18 protein-coding genes are annotated in these 19570 nt (G+C 43.4%); 14 read left to right on the forward strand and 4 right to left on the reverse strand.

The window, feature by feature from the left end; genetic code table 11:
- Nucleotides 1–167 precede the first annotated feature (167 nt).
- Nucleotides 168–1412 carry an alkane 1-monooxygenase gene (locus Aba26S_RS01930; protein WP_005241322.1) on the forward strand — a complete coding sequence of 415 codons (1245 nt, stop codon included), beginning with the start codon at nt 168–170 and terminating at the stop codon, nt 1410–1412.
- 158 nt (nt 1413–1570) lie between these two features.
- Nucleotides 1571–2923 carry a glutathione-disulfide reductase gene (gene gorA / locus Aba26S_RS01935; protein WP_043969888.1) on the forward strand — a complete coding sequence of 451 codons (1353 nt, stop codon included), beginning with the start codon at nt 1571–1573 and terminating at the stop codon, nt 2921–2923.
- A 78-nt stretch (nt 2924–3001) separates the two neighbouring features.
- On the opposite strand, the gene Aba26S_RS01940 is transcribed toward gorA, so the two are convergent.
- From Aba26S_RS01940 to paaZ, 4 genes are all read right to left on the reverse strand, one after another.
- Nucleotides 3002–4201 carry an acyl-CoA dehydrogenase family protein gene (locus Aba26S_RS01940; RefSeq protein WP_043969889.1) on the reverse strand — a complete coding sequence of 400 codons (1200 nt, stop codon included), beginning with the start codon at nt 4199–4201 and terminating at the stop codon, nt 3002–3004.
- 15 nt (nt 4202–4216) lie between these two features.
- A complete protein-coding gene (locus Aba26S_RS01945) occupies nt 4217–5503 on the reverse strand; it encodes an acyl-CoA dehydrogenase family protein (RefSeq protein ID WP_171248914.1) in 1287 nt (428 codons plus the stop codon).
- Between the two features lie 270 nt (nt 5504–5773).
- Nucleotides 5774–6064, reverse strand: a complete 291-nt coding sequence (locus Aba26S_RS01950; RefSeq protein WP_043969891.1) for a DUF1330 domain-containing protein — start codon at nt 6062–6064, stop codon at nt 5774–5776.
- 88 nt (nt 6065–6152) lie between these two features.
- Nucleotides 6153–8255, reverse strand: coding sequence for a phenylacetic acid degradation bifunctional protein PaaZ (paaZ, locus tag Aba26S_RS01955; protein WP_043969892.1), 2103 nt, complete (start codon nt 8253–8255; stop codon nt 6153–6155).
- A gap of 266 nt (nt 8256–8521) precedes the next feature.
- Between paaZ and paaA the strand changes: the two genes are divergently transcribed.
- The 12 genes from paaA to Aba26S_RS02015 all read left to right on the forward strand — a co-directional run bounded on the left by paaA (nt 8522) and on the right by Aba26S_RS02015 (nt 19448).
- On the forward strand, nt 8522–9460 hold the full coding sequence (paaA, locus tag Aba26S_RS01960; protein WP_043969893.1) for a 1,2-phenylacetyl-CoA epoxidase subunit PaaA: 939 nt from the start codon (nt 8522–8524) through the stop codon (nt 9458–9460).
- 34 nt (nt 9461–9494) lie between these two features.
- Nucleotides 9495–9785 (forward strand): 1,2-phenylacetyl-CoA epoxidase subunit PaaB, encoded by a 291-nt coding sequence (paaB, locus tag Aba26S_RS01965; RefSeq protein ID WP_004807366.1) that lies wholly within the window; start codon nt 9495–9497, stop codon nt 9783–9785.
- A gap of 12 nt (nt 9786–9797) precedes the next feature.
- Complete coding sequence (gene paaC / locus Aba26S_RS01970) at nt 9798–10553, forward strand: 1,2-phenylacetyl-CoA epoxidase subunit PaaC (RefSeq protein ID WP_043969894.1); 756 nt, start codon at nt 9798–9800, stop codon at nt 10551–10553.
- A 16-nt stretch (nt 10554–10569) separates the two neighbouring features.
- Nucleotides 10570–11070, forward strand: a complete 501-nt coding sequence (gene paaD / locus Aba26S_RS01975; RefSeq protein WP_043969895.1) for a 1,2-phenylacetyl-CoA epoxidase subunit PaaD — start codon at nt 10570–10572, stop codon at nt 11068–11070.
- Between the two features lie 23 nt (nt 11071–11093).
- The gene (gene paaE, locus Aba26S_RS01980; protein WP_043969896.1) at nt 11094–12155 is read left to right on the forward strand and encodes a 1,2-phenylacetyl-CoA epoxidase subunit PaaE; all 1062 of its coding nucleotides are present in this window, start codon (nt 11094–11096) and stop codon (nt 12153–12155) included.
- A 10-nt stretch (nt 12156–12165) separates the two neighbouring features.
- Nucleotides 12166–12939, forward strand: a complete 774-nt coding sequence (locus Aba26S_RS01985; protein WP_043969946.1) for an enoyl-CoA hydratase-related protein — start codon at nt 12166–12168, stop codon at nt 12937–12939.
- A complete protein-coding gene (paaG, locus tag Aba26S_RS01990) occupies nt 12939–13730 on the forward strand; it encodes a 2-(1,2-epoxy-1,2-dihydrophenyl)acetyl-CoA isomerase PaaG (protein ID WP_005241336.1) in 792 nt (263 codons plus the stop codon). The genes Aba26S_RS01985 and paaG overlap by 1 nt, the downstream gene beginning before the upstream one ends.
- A 2-nt stretch (nt 13731–13732) precedes the next feature.
- Entirely contained in the window at nt 13733–15271 is a 1539-nt protein-coding gene (locus tag Aba26S_RS01995; RefSeq protein ID WP_043969897.1) for a 3-hydroxyacyl-CoA dehydrogenase, read from the forward strand.
- 12 nt (nt 15272–15283) lie between these two features.
- Complete coding sequence (gene pcaF / locus Aba26S_RS02000) at nt 15284–16495, forward strand: 3-oxoadipyl-CoA thiolase (RefSeq protein ID WP_043969898.1); 1212 nt, start codon at nt 15284–15286, stop codon at nt 16493–16495.
- 52 nt (nt 16496–16547) lie between these two features.
- Complete coding sequence (gene paaK / locus Aba26S_RS02005) at nt 16548–17837, forward strand: phenylacetate--CoA ligase PaaK (RefSeq protein ID WP_043969899.1); 1290 nt, start codon at nt 16548–16550, stop codon at nt 17835–17837.
- A gap of 62 nt (nt 17838–17899) precedes the next feature.
- Nucleotides 17900–18859, forward strand: coding sequence for a phenylacetic acid degradation operon negative regulatory protein PaaX (gene paaX / locus Aba26S_RS02010; RefSeq protein WP_043969900.1), 960 nt, complete (start codon nt 17900–17902; stop codon nt 18857–18859).
- Nucleotides 18846–19448, forward strand: a complete 603-nt coding sequence (locus Aba26S_RS02015) for a carbonic anhydrase (protein ID WP_005241353.1) — start codon at nt 18846–18848, stop codon at nt 19446–19448. Before paaX ends, Aba26S_RS02015 begins: the two co-directional genes overlap by 14 nt.
- Nucleotides 19449–19570 lie beyond the last annotated feature (122 nt).

Here is a 19570-nt window from a genome sequence, read left to right on the forward strand (position 1 = left end):
ATTTAAATTATAGTGAGCTACGCCAATAACTCAATATGTGTTTTTAGGACAAAAACAGGGAGGATGATGCCAAAGACTTTGACATAGCTTTTTTGGACGCTTGCAACTGTCATGAATTTCATAATTCCTCAAAATATACTCATATATACAAAGACATGGATTCGATGATGAATGCGCCAGTAAATGTTGAACAAGAACTTACGCCAGTAAGCATTCCAAAGTCAAAAACTGAGTTGGATCGTAAACGTTATTTATGGGCTATTAGCCCAGCTTTACCTGTAATCGGGATTGGTATTTTAGCAGGTTATCAATTTGCACCACGGCCATTGAAAAAACTCTTTGCTTTAGGTGGACCAATCGTTTTACATATTGTGATTCCAACAATTGATACGATTATTGGGAAAGATGCCAATAATCCAACAGATGAAGATATTCGACTGTTGGAAAAAGACCCTTATTATTCCCGTCTGGTGAAAAGCTTTATCCCCTTACAATATGCCGCCAATGTCTATGCCTGTTATTTAACTAGCCGTAAAGAAACATCATTTTTAGACAAAATCTTATTGGGTATCTCAATGGGAGCAGTCAACGGGATTGCGATCAATACAGCACATGAACTGAGTCATAAACATGATCGTATTGACCATATTCTGTCGCATTTAGCGCTAGTACCAACAGGCTATAATCATTTCCGAATTGAACATCCTTATGGCCACCATAAACGTGCTGCAACACCCGAAGATCCTGCATCTTCACAAATGGGTGAAACATTCTATGAGTTTTGGCCACGTACCGTGATTGGTTCATTCAAATCAGCCATTGAGATTGAAACCAATCGTTTAAAACGTAAAGGTAAAGAATTCTGGTCAACTGAAAATGAACTCTTGCAAGGTTGGAGCATGAGTGCTGCTTTTCATGCATCGATGGTCGGTTTGTTTGGTAAGGGGGTTATTCCTTATTTAGCGACTCAAGCTTTCTATGGCATTAGCTTATTTGAGATTATTAACTATATCGAGCACTATGGTTTGAAACGCCAGAAGGATAAGAATGGTAAGTATGAGCGAACCATGCCAGAACATAGCTGGAACAATAATAATATTGTGACCAACTTATTCTTGTATCAGTTGCAGCGTCACTCAGACCATCATGCTTATCCAACCCGTCCTTTCCAAGCATTACGTCATTTTGATGAGGCGCCTGAATTACCAAGCGGTTATGCAAGTATGTTGTTACCTGCATTAATTCCACCATTATGGTCAAAAATGATGGATAAGCGAGTCTTTGATCACTATAAAGGTGATTTGAATAAAGCCAATATTTATCCAAAACGTCGTGCCAAACTATTTAAGAAATTTGGTGTGGTCGATCAATCTTTGCAACAAGTTCAGGTTGAAGCTGTGATTACTGAATAATCAAAAAAGCTTACCGAAAGCAAGGCACTGAAGATTCATCTTCAGTGCCTTTTTATTTTCTTGTATTAAAACTTTAACCAACTACGGATTTTGCATTTTCTTGCTGTATATCTATGTATAACCTAAGAATAATCTTATAAGCGATTTATGAGGCAAAGATGACAAAACATTATGATTATATTGCGATTGGTGCCGGAAGCGGTGGTATTGCATCAGTCAATCGCGCTGCCATGTATGGTAAAAAGTCTGCGTTGATCGAAAAAGCTGAAATCGGTGGAACCTGTGTCAATGTTGGCTGTGTGCCGAAAAAAGTGATGTGGTATGCCGCACATGTGGCGGAATCAATTCAAAAATACGGCCCCGATTATGGTTTTAACAGCAAAGTTGAATCTTTCGAATGGCAAACACTCATCGATAATCGTCAAGCCTATATTGAGCGCATTCATCAATCCTATCAAAATAGCCTAAGTAAGAATAAAGTAGATCTCATTCATGGTGCAGCACATTTTATTGATGCTCATACTATTGAAGTGAATGGAGAACAACTCACAGCAGACCATATTTTGATTGCGACTGGCACACAGCCCTCATTGCCTGATATTGAGGGGGTTGAACACGGGATTGATTCAAATGGTTTCTTTGAATTAAAAGCATTACCTAAAATCACAGCCGTGATAGGTTCAGGTTATATTGCGGTTGAACTGGCAGGGGTATTAAATGCCTTAGGTTCTCAGGTTGGTTTATTTATCCGTAAAGATTTACCGGTGCGGCGTTTTGATTCCTTCTTGAGTGAAACTCTGGTGGAGGTGATGCGAACCGATGGTATCACTGTGCATACCCAGGCAGTTCCTAAGAAAGTCACCAGAAATGTTGATGGTTCAGTCGTACTGCATTTAGAAAATGGCGAAAGTCATACTGTAGATTGTTTAATTTGGGCAACGGGTCGAGAACCCAATACGGCGAGTTTAAATTTGGACAAAGCCAATGTTCAGTTGGATGAGCGTGGTTATATCCAAGTGGATAAATTCCAGAATACCTCACAAAAAGGTGTCTATGCTGTTGGGGATATTACGGGGAAAATGGAACTGACACCTGTAGCCGTCGCTGCTGGGCGTCGATTGTCTGAACGACTCTTTAATCATAAGCCTGAAGAACATTTAGATTACGAAAATATTCCAACGGTAGTGTTTAGCCATCCACCGATTGGAACGGTTGGGATCACAGAGCAAGAAGCCATTGAACAATATGGTCAGCAAGCGGTTAAAGTTTATAATTCCTCGTTCACGGCCATGTATAGCGCCATTACCCAACATCGCCAACCAACTAAAATGAAATTGGTTTGTGTAGGAGATAATGAGAAAGTTGTTGGTATTCATGGCATTGGTTTTGGTATGGATGAGATCCTGCAAGGTTTTGCTGTTGCCTTAAAAATGGGGGCTACCAAAAAAGACTTTGATAATACGGTTGCCATTCATCCAACCTCAGCCGAAGAGTTTGTAACGATGAGATAGGATTGGATCAGGCACTCAATAAAAAAGGACGTTATGGCAACGTCCTTTTTTATTTTGATTATGTCGATGAAACAACAATTATTTCAGTTCACTGGATGATTTACCCAATTCACGACGGGCAATAATCAATTGCTGAATCTGTTGCGTACCTTCAAAAATATCCAGAATTTTGGAGTCACGCGCCCATTTTTCCAATAATTCATCTTCAGCATAGCCGACACTTGCCGCCAGTTCGACACATTTGAGGGTGATCTCATTGCCGACACGACCCGCTTTGGCTTTGGCAATCGAAGCTTCTTTCGAGTTCGGCTTTTTATTGTCTGCCATCCAGGTTGCTTTAATCATTAATAATCGTGCAGCTTCCCACTCAGCCTCCATACGATAGATTTGTGCAGCTAAATTCGAGGTTTGTAAGTAGGGTGTGGTGTAGTCTGGATCAAGTTGATCTTTGAAAATCTCTTTGATGCGTTCTAAGGATGCTTTGGCACAACCAACTGCCATGGCTGCGACTAGCGGGCGGGTATTATCAAAGGTTTCCATTACACCTGCAAAGCCTTTAGCCACATCAATTTCAGGATTACCCAGCAAATTGGCAGCGGGCACACGACAGTCGATAAAGCTGATTACTGCGGTATCTGAGGCTTTAATCCCAAGTTTATGCTCAAGCCGTTCAACTTTCATGCCTGCTGTGCCTTTCGGTACTACAAAAGACTTGATCGCAGCACGACCTAATTTTTTATCCAAGGTTGCCCAGACCACGACCGAGTCTGCACGTTCACCTGAAGTGACAAAGATTTTCTCGCCATTCAGGATGTAATCATCACCATCTTTGGTTGCTGTGGTGCGAATCGCAGCAGAGTCTGAACCACAACCTGGCTCGGTAATTGCCATGGCTGCCCAAGTGCCTTTGAAGCGTTCTAGCTGTTCATCATTGGCCACTGCTGCAATCGCAGAGTTGCCCAGACCTTGGCGGGGCATACTCAGTAACAGGCCAGTATCGCCATAACACATTTCAATAATGCCGAGTGCCGCAGACATATTGCCGCCGTTTACAACGGCATCCAAATTGGCTGTTCCACGTTTACTGGCATTGGCAGCACCAACACCTTCGCCACTTTCATTCATTCCATCCAGTAGCGCCGCCAGCATATCCAGTTCTTTAGGATAGGTATGTTCAGCTTTATCGTATTTACGTGAAATTGGACGGAGTACATTAAGGGCTGTTTCATGTGCTTGATCAACCAGCATTTTGAATTTTTTCGGATTTTGTAAATTCATTATTGTTCTCCAAAATTAAGCATGTAAGCCAGAATGCAAGATTGCAGTTGCACGAAGGTCACGATACCAGCGCTCAACAGAATGTTCTTTGGTAAAGCCATGACCGCCAAGAATCTGAACGCCATCTGTCCCCATTTTCATTGATTTCTCAGCGCAAAGCAGGCGAGCAAGATAGGCCTCACGATGGAATGGTTTGCCCGCTTCTGCCAAACTTGCTGCGTTAAGAACCAACATACGCATCGCATCAATTTCAATCGCCATATCTGCAATCATGAATGCAACACTTTGACGGTGAGAAATGGGTTCTCCGAAGGCAGTACGTTCATTGGCATATTTGATACAGTAGGCTTTGATTGCTTCACAGGTTCCGACCGCCATCGCACACCACATCAAATTACCTAGATCGACAAAGGCAGTGTAGTCAAAGTCAGCATCGCCTAAACGTAGGGCTGGCGTTTGATTAAATTGAAGAGTCGCTGTTTCCGTGGCTTTCAGCCCCATTGCTGGATTGGCTTTGATGGCGATCGTTTCATTGGATTGCACCACAAAAATATCAGGCTTGCCGTTGAATTCTGCACTGACGAGGAAGACATCTGCGGTGTCTCCCAAAACCACCAAGCTCTTTTCACCCGTGATATAGAACTGCCCATTGGCTTCTGTTGCCGAGGTTTTTAACTGATAGGGATTAAAAGCAGGGGTCGCCTCCTGAAAGGCAAATGTCGCCGTAACATCAGTATCTTCTGCAAACACAGGTAAGTACATCGATTGCACTTGAGTTGAACCCCAACGTGTTATGGCATTAATCACACTGAAAGTACTGAGTAAACCTGCGGTCAGACTGAAATCACCCTTAGCCAAGCTTTCCGCAATCAGGATATTGCTGACAATATTCTGTTCTGCTGCCACACCACCCAATGCTTCTGGCAACGCATAATAGTTGAGCCCCAAATCAACCAAATGTTGCCACAGTTCTTCAGGAAATTGAGCATGATGATCTGCATCATGTGCCAATGTGTAGAGCACTTCTTCAGCAAATTGTGACATGGCGTCAACCGTCATTTGCTGTTCTTCAGTCAGACTGAGATCAAACAGATTTTTGTTGGTCTGGTTTGGGAGACGCTGTTTATCGATGGGCTGTGGCTTAAATGCTTTTTGTGTTTTATTAAGTACTTTAAAGCCAGTTTTTGAACCTTGATATAATGATTTCTCTACAAATTTTCTTAATTTGAGTTGATCAAGCATTTCGCTTCCTGCGAGTTTGGTGATCAAAGATAGCCCAAGACCTTGAGCCTTATTCATCATATTCGACATGATTTTATCCTAGAGGATGGTTGTAAATTTATGCTGACATGCTCCTGATCAAAAAACTATGTCTTGTTTGACATGCAGATTGGAGAAAGATAAAGGGTGAAATAGCACTTTACTGTTTTTTATCTTGTTGTTTTTTAATTATTAAATAAAATATAGAGAAAATTATTTTTTTAAAAATTGACCAAAATGACAGAGGCCAGCGCTCGGCTTAATCTGTTTATTGTTTAGTGAGGTCATTCTGCCATTTTGGCGTCTCCACTATTAGCCTAATCCTTCGGTCAGAATCACCATATATTCACCTGCCAAATCACGATGCTTTTTGGCCTGCTGATAGGCATCACTGTGATACCAATTTTGTGCTTCCTGCATACTGCTAAATTTAATGATGGCTACTCCGTCGCTTTCAATATTTTCCAAAGCAATGGACTGACCATAAAACACAATCGGTTCAGCATCAAAACCTTGACTCGCTTGACGTGCCAAAGTGGTGTAGGTCTTCATTTCATCTTGGTTTTTTAATTGTTTACGAATAAGAATGATATAGGCACTCATGGATTTTCCTGAATTGAATTTGTTTTTAATACAGCATATTTTGATGGTGGTTGATGGATATGCAATGCTATCCATCAAGGTACTTAGTTTAAGCTGCACGGGCAACCAAAGTTAAAATATCATAGGTTGCGACCAATTCATCTCGCTGATTTTTAACCTTGATATCCCAAACCACAACACCATGTTCAGGTTGAGATGGATCTTTTTGTGGTTTAGGGGTTTTCTGTTTGCAGGTCAATTCAACCCGAATAGAATCACCGATTTTGACAGGCTCAACAAAACGTAAATTATCCATTCCATAGTTGGCAATCACAGGGCCTTGAGCGGCATCGACAAATAAACCTGCTGCTGCTGAAACAATGAAATAGCCATGTGCCACACGCTCACCAAAAAAGGAATCTGCTGCCGCGATTTTATCGGTATGCGCATAGAAATAGTCGCCACTGAGGCAGGCAAAATTGACAATATCGGCTTCAGTTACGGTACGGCGTGCGGTGAGTAAACGCTCACCAATGACCAGTTCATCAAATGATTTTTTAAATGGATGGACGCGGTCTTGCTTGATGTTTGAACCTACGGTCCATGAATGCGTCACTTGAGTGAGGCTGTTCGGTGAACCTTGAATTGCTGTCCGTTGCATATAGTGTTTTACCGCACGAATGCCGCCCAGTTCTTCACCGCCACCAGCACGCCCAGGGCCGCCATGAACAAGATGAGGCAGTGGAGAGCCATGTCCCGTACTTTCTTTGGCAGATTCTTCATCCAGAATGTGTACACGACCATGCCATGGCGCAATTTTTTGAATGATCTGTTCGATATTCTCATCCGCATTTTTTACCACAGAGGCCACCAGACTGCCTTCACCACGCGCCACAAGATCGGCAAGTTCCTCGATTGATTGATACGGCATCAAGGTACACACAGGGCCAAAGGCTTCGGTGGTATGTACCAAGCTTGCTTGTAGTGGTTGCTCGCATCGTAAGAGTGTCGGTGGGAAGAATGCACCTTTCTCAGGATAGTCAGCATTGATTTTAAATGTTGTCTCGCCCCCAAAAACAATTTTGGCTTCTTTCGCCAGTTCTGCAACTTTAGCAGCTACATCCAGTTTCTGTTTAGGGCTGGCTAGCGCGCCCATGGTGGTGTCTTGTTTTTGTGGATCACCCACCACGACTTTTGCCAGTTTAGCACTGAGTTTTTGCTGGACTTGTTCAAGTAATGCTTGAGGTACAAAGGCACGACGAATCGCGGTACATTTTTGTCCTGCTTTGGTGGTCATTTCATGGAAAACTTCACGTACAAACAGATCAATAGTTGCTTCATTTGCCGATGGGCCGAGAATCGCACTGTTTACCGAATCTGCTTCCATACTGAATGGAATTGAATATTGGTTCAAGTGTGGATGATTGCGAAGCTTATGTCCTGTAGAGGCTGAACCCGTAAAGGTGACACAGTCTTGTGGGCCTAAGTGATCAAAAAGATCATCAATTTGTCCGCAAATCAGTTGTAGAGAACCTTTCGGTAGGATGCCAGTCGCAATGATCGACTCCACTACGGCTTGAGTCAGTTGAGCGCCTTCAGTGGCAGGTTTGACAATACAAGGGACACCCGCCAATAACGTCGGCGCAATTTTTTCCAGCATGCCCCAAATCGGGAAGTTAAAGGCATTGATATGTACTGCGACACCTGCTTTAGGACTCAGAATATGCTTGGCGCCAAAAGTGCCGTTTTTAGAGAGCTGAATCCAGCTATCTTCAGTAATAATTTTTTCATCATTCAATTCTCGGCGTACCAGACTTGAATAGGCAAATAAGGTTTGGATGCCACCCTCAATATCAATCCAAGCATCTTTTCGTGTTGCACCTGTGGCGTAGGCAAACGTATAAAACTGTTCTTTCTGCTCCAGTAGCTGCTGGGCAATTTGTTTTAAAGCATTGGCACGTTGATGAAAGGTCCAGTTTGCCAGCTCAGTACCATGCTGTTTGGCATATCGCACGGCTTGATGCATGTCGATGCCATGACTGCTGACGCTATAGATCGGTTCGCCAGTAATGGCATGTACAACGGTACGTCGTTCTTCATGGCTTGAATGCCATGTTCCATAAACATAAGAAGGCAGTTGTGGCAGCTGTTGAGTTGGGTTTTGGTATTCAGTGTCCTGTGCCGTTTCTACATGTTGTGCTTGTTCAAGCATAATCAAACTCCATTTTTATGTGATACATCAATTATAGAAATATTTAAAATATGATTCATAATTTCATATTGATTGAGCATAAAGTCAACCATAATTTATTTATAGAGCTTAATTTAATTTTTATTTATTTTATTAAAACTATTAAATACAGTAACTTAAATTCGATTTGCTGATTGATTTTAATTTGATACAAAAATATTAATTGACTTTGTTTTTTGTGTATCGAAAAATAGGTTCATGGATGGAATTCTCAAGGGAATCTACAAATGGAAAATAAGTATCAGAAATTTGAGCACAACATAGCCAATGAAATCACCATTGAAGCCAAAGATGAAATGCCTGAGGCGTATCGCAAAACTTTGATTCGTCAGATTGGGCAACATGGTCATTCAGAAATTGTCGGTATGCTCCCAGAAGGCAACTGGATTACCCGTGCACCGACCTTGAAACGTAAAGCCGTGTTATTGGCAAAAGTTCAGGATGAGGCAGGGCATGGACTTTACCTCTACAGTGCAGCAGAAACATTAGGTGCAGACCGTGATGAGATGATGGAAAAACTGATTGATGGAAAAATGAAATATTCCTCCATCTTCAATTATCCAACTATCAGTTGGGCCGATGTGGCGGCGATTGGCTGGCTGGTGGATGGTGCTGCAATCGTGAATCAGGTGGCTTTATGTCGTACCTCTTATGGCCCTTATGCACGTGCCATGGTACGGATTTGTAAAGAGGAAAGTTTCCATCAGCGTCAAGGTTTTGAAGCCATAATGGCATTGGCGGCGGGTTCAGCAGAACAAAAACAAATGGCGCAAGATGCGGTGAACCGTTTCTGGTGGCCTGCATTGATGATGTTTGGCCCAAGTGATGATCACTCACCGAATAGTGCACAAAGTATGGCATGGGGAATCAAGCGCTTTAGTAATGATGAATTGCGCCAGAAGTTTGTCGATAACACCGTACCGCAAATCTTACAGCTTGGCTTGACCGTGCCTGATGCGGATTTGAAATGGAATGAGGAAACTGGTCATTACAGCTATGGCGAGATTGACTGGCAAGAATTTAATGAGGTGATTGCGGGTCGTGGCCCTTGTAATCATGAACGGATCGAAGCACGCCGCAAGGCTTGGGAAAATGGCAAGTGGGTGCGTGATGCAGCCGTTATCTACGCCAAAAAACAGCAAAACCAAGTCGGTAAAGTCGCTTAAAACAGAATTGATGGAAAAATTTAAGGATATCGCAATGGAAAATAACAATAACTGGTCACTTTACGAAGTGTTCGTGCGGAGTAAGCAGGGTTTAAGTCACCGTCATGTCGGTAGTTTAAGAGCACCAGATGACGAGATTGCGTTGCAGCATGCGCGTGATGTGTATACCCGCCGCAATGAAGGCATCAGTATCTGGGTGGTGCGTTCGGAACTGATTAAATCTTCGCAGCCAGATGAAAAAGCCGAGTTTTTTGAACCTGCACTGGACAAAGTCTATCGTCATCCGACTTTCTATCATATCCCTGATGGCATTGAGCACATGTAAGGGAGGATGAAAATGAACAATATCGCTTTATCTAAATTTTTATTACATATCGGTGATAGCCAACTGGTATTGGCGCAACGTTTAGCTGAATGGTGCGGTCATGCGCCAGAGCTGGAAATTGATATTGCTTTGGCCAATATCGGTCTGGATTTACTGGGTCAATCTCGAAATTTTTTGACCTTGGCAGGCCAATACGAAGCTGAAAAACGTGATGAAGACCAACTGGCTTACTTCCGCAATGAACGTGAGTTTTTCAATTTATTGCTATGTGAACAACCGAATGGTGATTTTGCACAGACCATCGTACGTCAGTGGTTGATCGATCATTACCATGTGTTGTTGTTAACGGCTTTAACTCAATCCGCAACGCCAGAAGTCGCGGCATTGGCGGTGAAATCTTTAAAAGAAGCCAAGTACCACATTCGTTTTTCCACCAGCTGGATGGAGCGTTTAAGCCTCAGCACAGCAGAAGCGCATCAACGTGTACAACAGGCTTTAGACGGTTTATGGCGTTTTAGTGCGGAACTGTTCGAGTTGACGAGCGAAGAACAGGTGTTGGTTGAGCAAGGCATCATTCCTGATTTTTCCAGTGAAAAAGCGCAGTGGGAGCAAATCGTTACTGCGGAACTGAAGCGTTTTGAACTCAGCGTTTCTGTAAATGGGGCTTACCGTCGTGGGGCTAAACAAGGTTTGCATACTGAACATCTGGGTTATCTGTTGGCTGAAATGCAATCTATTCAACGCAGTTATCCTGAGATGACTTGGTAGCACAAGGAGCGTCAGCATGCAGATGATTCGTCATTGTATTGACCAATGTTGGGATGTTTTACAAAAGGTCAGCGATCCAGAGATTCCAGTGTTGTCTGTGGTGGATTTGGGCATGATTCGTGGTGTGGAGTTGAATAAACAGCAAGAAATTATTGTTCGATTGACCCCCACCTATAGTGGTTGTCCAGCCACTGACTTATTAAAAGCACAGATAGTCGAAGCCTTGGCGGCAGAAGACTTGACCCCTGCAAAAGTCATGATTGATTTATCAGAAGCTTGGACTACGGACTGGATGTCGGATGCAGGTAAGCAGAAGCTGCAAGCTTATGGGATTGCACCACCAGAAGGGACTGCTCAGCAATGCGGAACACATGTGCATCTCAGTGATGGTGTGGTTTGTCCACACTGTAAGAGTCGTAAAACCCGACTGTTAACCGAGTTTAGTTCGACCGCTTGCAAAGCACTATACAAATGTCAGGACTGCCTTGAACCCTTTGATTATTTTAAATGTATTTAAAGTCTTGGATAAGGAAATCAGCCATGAGCCAATTTATTCCATTAAAAGTAAAAACAATTACACCACAGACCGATCAGGCGATTTGCATTGCCTTTGATCTCGTGCCTGAACTACAGCAGCAGTTTCAATTTCAACCCGGCCAGCATCTGACCATTCGTCATTTAACCGAAGCAGGGGAAATTCGCCGTTGCTATTCCATCTGTAGCTATGCGCCTAAAGAAGATATCAGCATTGCAGTCAAAAAGATTGAGCAGGGGCAATTTTCCCATTGGGCCAATGAGCATTTAAAAGTCGGTGATGTACTGGAAGTGATGCCGCCACAAGGCGTTTTTTTTCAGAAGGCAGCACGCACAGGCGGTCAGTCCTACTTAGGCATTGCTGCAGGTAGTGGCATTACCCCAATCCTTTCCATCATTAAACAGGTGCTATTTGAGCAAGAGTCGGCAAATTTTACCTTGTTGTATGGCAATCGTTCGTGGAAACAGACTATGTTTTCCGAGCAGATTATGGATTTAAAAGACCAGTTTAAAGAGCGTTTTCAACTGATCAATATTTTCTCACGCGAGTTCAATGACAGTGAGTTGTTGAATGGCCGTATTGATGAGAACAAGCTCAAACAGTTATTTGAACATGAAGTGTTAGAACTAAACTTTGACCATGTGTTTGCCTGTGGTCCAGATGAAATGATGGACACCGTTGAAAGGCTCTTTCCTATGTATGGTGTGACCAAAGATAAGATTCATACCGAACGTTTTAACACCGGACATGTGCGCAAACGTCCAACTGAAACCGATGCTAATCGCAAGCAAGAAAAAGTCAATATCGTACTGGATGGACGAGAGTTGATCGTTGCTGTAGGACAAGAGGACGAAAGTATTCTCGATGCTGCATTACGTGCAGGTGCAGATTTGCCTTATGCCTGTAAAGGTGGCGTATGCGCAACCTGTCGCTGCAAGGTACTTTCAGGTGAAGTAGATATGTTCCTGAATTATAGCCTTGAAGATGATGAGGTGGAAAAAGGCTATGTACTGAGCTGCCAGACTTTACCGAAAGGCGCGAATGTGCGTTTGAGCTTTGATGAGTAGAGAAACAGCGATGCAAACATTGATTCAGGTTGAAACACCGCTTGAGGGTGTCATGCTGCTGAGCTTAAACCGTCCAGAAAAACGCAATGCTTTGAACAACGCTACCTTACAGTGTTTATGTGATTTGCTGGAACAAGCAGAGCAGAATCCTGAGGTGAAAGTGGTTGTGTTAACGGGCAATCGTAATTGTTTTGCTGCAGGCGCAGATCTGAGTGAATTGGCAGAAATGGATGCAGTGGCTTTACAGCTCGATATTCGCCCAAAACTATGGCAGAAGATCGACAGTTTCACCAAACCTATCATAGCCGCAGTAAATGGTTATGCCTTGGGTGCAGGCTTTGAGCTGGTGTTGCATTCGGACATGGTGATTTGTGGTGACAATACCAAATTTGCCTTGCCCGAAATTGGTCTAGGCATGTTACCTGGTGCGGGTGGTACCCAACGTCTTGCACGTCTGGTGGGGCAGCAACTCACCATGCGCTGGGCAATGACAGGTGAAATGATCTCAGCTAAACAAGCGCAGCAGTATGGCATCTGTAGTGAAGTGGTGCCGACTGTACTCACGGTGGAATATGCCATTCAACTGGCAAGCCAGATTGCCAATCAAGCGCCTTTGGCAATTGGGGTGATCAAACAATCGATCAAAAGTATTCATGAGACCACCTTAAGTCAGGGACTGAAATCAGAACGACAAAATTTTGTCTGGTTGGCAGCAACCAAAGATCGAAACGAAGGCATTAATGCATTCTTTGAAAAAAGAAAACCAATCTTTAGAGGTGAGTGATGGACTATAAAAATATTATCGTGGAAGAAAAAAATGGTGTGGGGTATTTAACCTTCAATCGTCCACAAGCATTGAATAGCTTTAACGTGGACATGCACCGTGAGGTGGCTGAGGTTTTGAATCTTTGGGCAAAAAAACCAGAGGTTCGCTGCATCGTGATCAGCGGCGAAGGTCGTGGTTTCTGCGCAGGGCAAGATTTAGGCGATCGAGTGGTTGATCCAAATGCTGCAGCACCTGATTTAGGTTACTCGATTGAAACCTACTATAACCCGTTGATTAGAAGCATTGTGAATATGCCGAAGCCCGTGATTTGTGCGGTAAATGGTGTAGCTGCAGGGGCCGGTGCCAATATTGCCTTGGCCTGTGATCTAGTGATTGCCGCGAAATCTGCCAATTTTGTACAAGCATTTTGTCGTTTAGGCTTGGTTCCTGACTCCGGTGGAACTTGGTTCTTACCACGTGCTGTAGGCCATGCGCGTGCTATGGGGCTCGCGTTGCTGGGTGATAAATTGCCTGCGGAAACGGCTAAAGAATGGGGCATGATCTGGGATGTAGCTGAAGATAGTGAATTGAAAAGCAAGGTTACTGAACTGGCAGAACGTTTAGCCAAACAACCTACTTTTGGTCTGTCGCTGATTAAAAAGGCCATTCATCAATCCAGTAATCATAGTTTTGATGAACAGATGCATTTAGAACGAGATTTTCAACGTATTGCTGGGCGTTCGGAAGATTATCGCGAAGGCGTCCAAGCCTTTATGAATAAGCGTGAGCCAAACTTTCAGGGGCGTTAAGCATGAATAATCTGGATTTGTCTCATGCCAAAATCGCCGTGATTGGCTCGGGCACTATGGGAATCGGCATTGCCCAATTGGCGATGGTCAATGGTCATTCGACTGTTCTCTACGATCTCGATCGTGAAAAGACCAAAAAGGCTGTTGAAGGGTTACGTCAGACCTTTGCTAAACTGGTTGAAAAAGGCAAGATAATAGATAAACAGGCTGAACAAGCACTTTCACGTTTGACCATTGCTGATCGTATAGAAGATTTAGCAGATGTCGAGTTGGTGATTGAAGCGGTGGTCGAAAAACTCGAAGTGAAGCAGTCTTTATTTCAACAGCTTGCAGAAATTTGTCGTGATCACACTATTTTTGCTAGCAATACCTCTTCAATTTCGGTGACGGCAATTGCAGCAGGGATTTCACATCCTGAACGCATGGTAGGCTTACATTTCTTTAATCCAGCCCCCGTGATGAAACTGGTCGAAATTGTGCAAGGTTTAAAAACGCCAATCGACCTATGTCAGTCTTTAAAAAGTTTGATGCTGGCTTGGCATAAAATCCCAGTACTGACCAAATCGACCCCAGGATTTATTGTCAATCGGATTGCTCGCCCATTTTATGCAGAAGCGTTTCGTGCACTACAAGAGCAAGTGACGACCTATGACCAACTGGATTATGCCTTAAAGCAATGCGGTGGTTTTGCGATGGGGCCGTGTGAATTAACGGATTTGATTGGGCAAGATGTCAATTTTTCCGTGACTCAAAGTGTGTATGAAGCGTTCTTTTATGAGCCGCGTTATCGTCCAAGTTTGATTCAGAAAGAGTTGGTTGATGCTGGTACGTGGGGGCGTAAGTCAAAACAAGGTTTCTATCACTACGATGAAAAAAATCAGTATCTGACTTTTCAGCCTCAAACCAATGTCACTCAATCCTTTCATGCTGATGTTCAAGTTAAAGGTACATGGGCTCAATGTCCGCATTTATTAGAACGTCTAGGCTTAAGTCGTGCTTTAGCAAGCAATGAAAATATCATTCAAATTGATGATATTGATCTACGTCTAAGCCAGGGTGAATCAGCCAATTTACAGTATTTAAGTCGAAAAACGGTGTTGATGGATTGGCACCATGATTTCGCGCAAGCGCAAGCCATAGTACTGAGCCATAATCATCTTTGCCAAGCCGATGATCTGGCAAAAATCGAAGCGTTTTTTGCTCAATATCAGATGTATGTGATCTGGGTTACAGACCATCCCGCACTGTTAACTTTACGTACCATTGTTTTATTGATCAATGAAGCCTGTGAAGCCAGTCTGCATGGGATTGCCAGTATGGAAGATATTGATAATGCCATGCGCTATGGCGTCAATTATCCTAAAGGGCCGTATCAATGGATGATGCAATTGGGTGCTGAATATGTCTTGGCAACGTTAAACAATTTATATGCTCTCTATGGCGAAGAAAAATATCGTGCAAGTCTTTATCTCAAGCAATATGTAGCCAAGCAGCAAAGGGTGACTGCGGGCTCTTCAAAAAATTTAACAAAATGTGCATAAGCAGGAGCGATCATGGAAGACGTTTTAATTTGCGATTTTATTCGTACCCCAATTGGACGCTATGCAGGGTCACTAAGCTCGGTACGTACCGATGATCTTGCTGCATTACCCATTAAGCATTTAAAAGAAAAACATGCGCATTTACCGTGGCAGGATTTAGATGAAGTCTATTTGGGCTGTGCCAATCAGGCGGGCGAAGACAACCGCAATGTGGCGCGTATGGCAACCTTATTGGCAGGTTTACCTGAGTCAGTTCCTGCCATGACCGTGAATCGGCTTTGTGCTTCAGGTCTGGATGCTGTCGGTTTGGCGGCACGTTCGATTAAATCGGGTGAATCACAATTTGTATTGGCAGGAGGGGTCGAGTCGATGAGTCGGGCGCCTTTTGTACAGGCCAAGCCAACCGAAGCATTTGGTCGTAGCCCTGAAATATTTGATACGACCATTGGCTGGCGTTTCATCAATAAAAAGATGAAAGCAGACTATGGCACTGACAGCATGCCTGAAACAGCTGAGAATGTGGCTGAGAAATACCAGATTAGCCGACAAGATCAGGATGCGTTTGCTATTCGTAGTCAACAAAAAGTGGCTGAGGCACAACAAGCAGGTTTTTTTAAGGGGGAAATTTTACCCGTCGAACTGACTGATCGTAAAAAGAATATCACTGTCTTTTCACAGGATGAGCATCCGCGTGTGGATACCAGTCTAGACAGCTTGGCGAAACTGAAAGCACCATTCCGTAAAGAAGGTGGTTCGGTGACTGCGGGCAATGCATCGGGAGTGAATGATGGTTCGGCTTGTGTGTTGCTGACCAATCGTCAGTTTGCCGATACCCACGGTTTAACCCCATTGGCCCGTGTAGTAGCGATTGCCAGTGCTGGGGTAGAACCGAAATATATGGGCATTGGCCCAGTGCCTGCGGTACAAAAACTATTAAAACAAACGGGCCTTAGTTTAGATCAAATGGATGTGATTGAGCTGAATGAAGCTTTTGCAGCACAGTCATTGGCCTGTATGCGTGAGTTAGGTCTCAAGGATGATGATGCTCGTGTCAACCCGAATGGTGGTGCAATTGCATTGGGCCATCCATTGGGGATGAGTGGGACGCGTTTGGTGATGACTGCGACCCGAGAATTGAAAAGACGTCAAGGGAAGTATGCACTTTGCACTATGTGTGTGGGTGTTGGGCAAGGTGTCGCCCTGATTTTAGAAAATGTAGCTTAATTTAACTGCAACAAAACGGTTCGAATAATATAACGACATAGGAGAGACGGCAGTGGATAGCCTGATGACAGAAGATGTAGAAAAAATGACGCTTGCGGAGTTACGAGCGCTGCAAACCAAACGCTTAAAAGACACCTTGACCTACGTTTATGCGCATAGTCCAGTGTATAAGAAAAAGTTCGATGCAGCAGGTGTGCATCCAGATGATTTTATCAACTTGGATGATCTAGCCAAATTTCCTTTTACCACCAAACAGGATTTACGTGACAATTATCCATTCGGCATGTTTGCAGTGCCACAAGAGCAGATTGTTCGTTTGCATGCTTCTTCAGGAACAACAGGCAAACCAACCGTAGTCGGTTATACCCAAAAAGATATTCATACATGGTCGGACATTGTGGCACGTTGCTTGCGTATGGCGGGTTTGAGTGCCAAAGATATGATTCAGGTCGCCTATGGCTATGGTCTGTTTACGGGTGGTTTAGGCGCGCATTATGGCGCTGAACGCTTAGGTGCAACCGTGATTCCGATGTCAGGTGGTCAAACCGAAAAACAGGTGCAACTGATTCAGGACTTTAAACCGACAGCAATTATGGTGACGCCATCGTATTGCGTCAGCATTATTGAAAAACTGGAGCAGCAATTCGGCAGTGCGCGTAATACGTCGTTAAAAGTTGGTATTTTTGGTGCTGAGCCTTGGACCAATGAGTTACGCCGTGAGATCGAAGAGCGTTTAAATATCAAAGCATTGGATATTTATGGCTTGTCGGAGATTATGGGGCCGGGCGTTGCCATGCAATGTCTGGGTGAAGGCGAAGGACTGACCATTTGGGAAGATCATTTTTATCCTGAGATCATTAATCCTGAAACAGGAGAAGTGTGTAAAGATGGTGAATTGGGTGAACTGGTATTCACCACCATTACTAAAGAAGGTTTGCCGATTATCCGCTATCGTACCCGCGATTTAACCCGTTTATTGGCAGGTCAGAATCTTGCCATGCGCCGTATGGATAAAATTGTAGGGCGTAGTGACGACATGTTGATTATTCGCGGTGTCAATGTATTCCCGACACAGATCGAAGAACAGATTTTACAAGTGCCGAGTTTGGTACCGAATTATGAAATTCTGGTGGCAAAGAAAGGGCATATGGATACTTTGCATATCCGTACCGAAATGTGCCATAACTGTGACAAGCAGGCGCAGCAATTGGCTCAGCAGTTGATGCAGCGGATTAAAACCATGATTGGGATTTCAGTCACGGTGGAAGTGGTCAATGAATTGACCTTACCGCGGAGTGAGGGTAAAGCAAAACGCGTCATTGATATGCGTCAGATTGCTTAACATTATGACCTTTCAGGGTATAGTATCCTCTATACCCTGAATCTAAATGCCAAGATAAAAGTATGAGTGCAAAGTTACAGCAAATTATTGATTCGATTATTCAGAATGAGACCCTGAGCGGGACTTCGCTCATTTCCACTATTTTTGGTGATTCAGTGCTGCATCGTGGCGGAAATATAAGCCTTGCCAGCTTGATTCAGTTAATGGAACTATTTGATTTTAATGATCGTGCTGTACGAACCTCGGTTTTTCGCTTGGTTAAAAGTGATTGGCTCGGTTCAGATAAAATTGGCAGAACCAGTTTTTATCGCATTACCGATGCCAGTCGTTCCAAATACTTACAGGCGGAACAGCGGATTTATAATGATCAGATGAAAGAGTGGGATCATTCTTGGGATTTGATTCTGATGTCGAGTCTGGACACTGACAATAAAGCTTTTTTAAAGAAAGAACTGGAATGGTTGGGCTTTGCCAATATTTCGACTAATTTAATGGCTTATCCAGGTTCGAATCGTCTACAACTACAAAAGCTGTTGGTTGACCTCAATATGAGTGAACAGGTGGTGGTGTTTAAGGCCGAAACTTTACAACTGTTTAATAACTCAACTGATACGATTAGCCGTATGCTAGAAACCAATTGGCCGATTGATGAGCTGCGTCAACGCTATCTCCAATTTCTGGATCGGTTTAGGGAAATTGGCGCAATTTTGATGCAGGAAGATGAAACGATTGAACCGATACAAGCTTTTCAGATTCGGACCTTATTGATTCATTATTATCGTCGGATTTTACTCAAAGATCCTGCGTTGCCATTAGAACTATTATCGGCGGACTGGCCAGCAGTGAATGCCCGTACATTATCCATGAATATTTATAAGAAAGTATTTGAAGCAGCGGATGACTATTTCCTGTCAGTCGCTGCAACATCAGAAGGACCAATGCCGAATGCGACTGCACATTTTTGGCGTCGCTTTGGCGGTTTAACCCAGACCAATGAGAGACTGAGTCATGCCTTGTTATAGCATTGATGGGGTGATCCCTGTGGTTCATCCCAGCGCATTTGTTCATCCCACTGCGGTTTTAATTGGTGATGTGGTCATTGAAGCTGGGGTTTATATTGGGCCATTTGCTTCATTGCGTGCTGATTTTGGTCGTATCCATATCAAGCAGAATGCCAATGTACAGGACAACTGTATCATTCATGGTTTTCCACAAAGTATCACGCTGATTGAAGAAATGGGACATATTGGTCATGCTGTCACTTTACATGGATGCCGTATTGGTAAAAATGTGTTGATTGGCATGAATAGTGTGATTCTGGATGATGCCGAGATTGGTGAAAATACCATTATTGGTGCAAACAGTTTGGTCAAAACCAAAGATGTGATTCCTGCCAATGTACTGGCAATCGGAAGCCCTGCAAAAGTTGTGCGAGATTTAACAGAACAAGAACGCGCATGGAAAATCAAAGGAACGCAAGAATATATTCATTTGGCGCAGCGTTGCTTAAACAGTATGACAGAAGTGCTGCCTTTAGTGGAAAATTCACCTGAACGTAAGACCTATCAAGATTTTCAGTCCGATCATCAGATTAAACCAACAACAGCATAAATTGAACCTTTAAGCTGATCAATTTGTTTTAAACCTCAGTGATAACAAGACATCAAAAAGCAACAGTTTGTTTTTAAATATTAGTTGATGATGGAGTGTAAATTTTTCTACTTTTTTAGTCA

It is taken from the genome of Acinetobacter sp. NBRC 110496 (assembly GCF_000876115.1).
Classification (GTDB): Bacteria; Pseudomonadota; Gammaproteobacteria; order Pseudomonadales; family Moraxellaceae; genus Acinetobacter.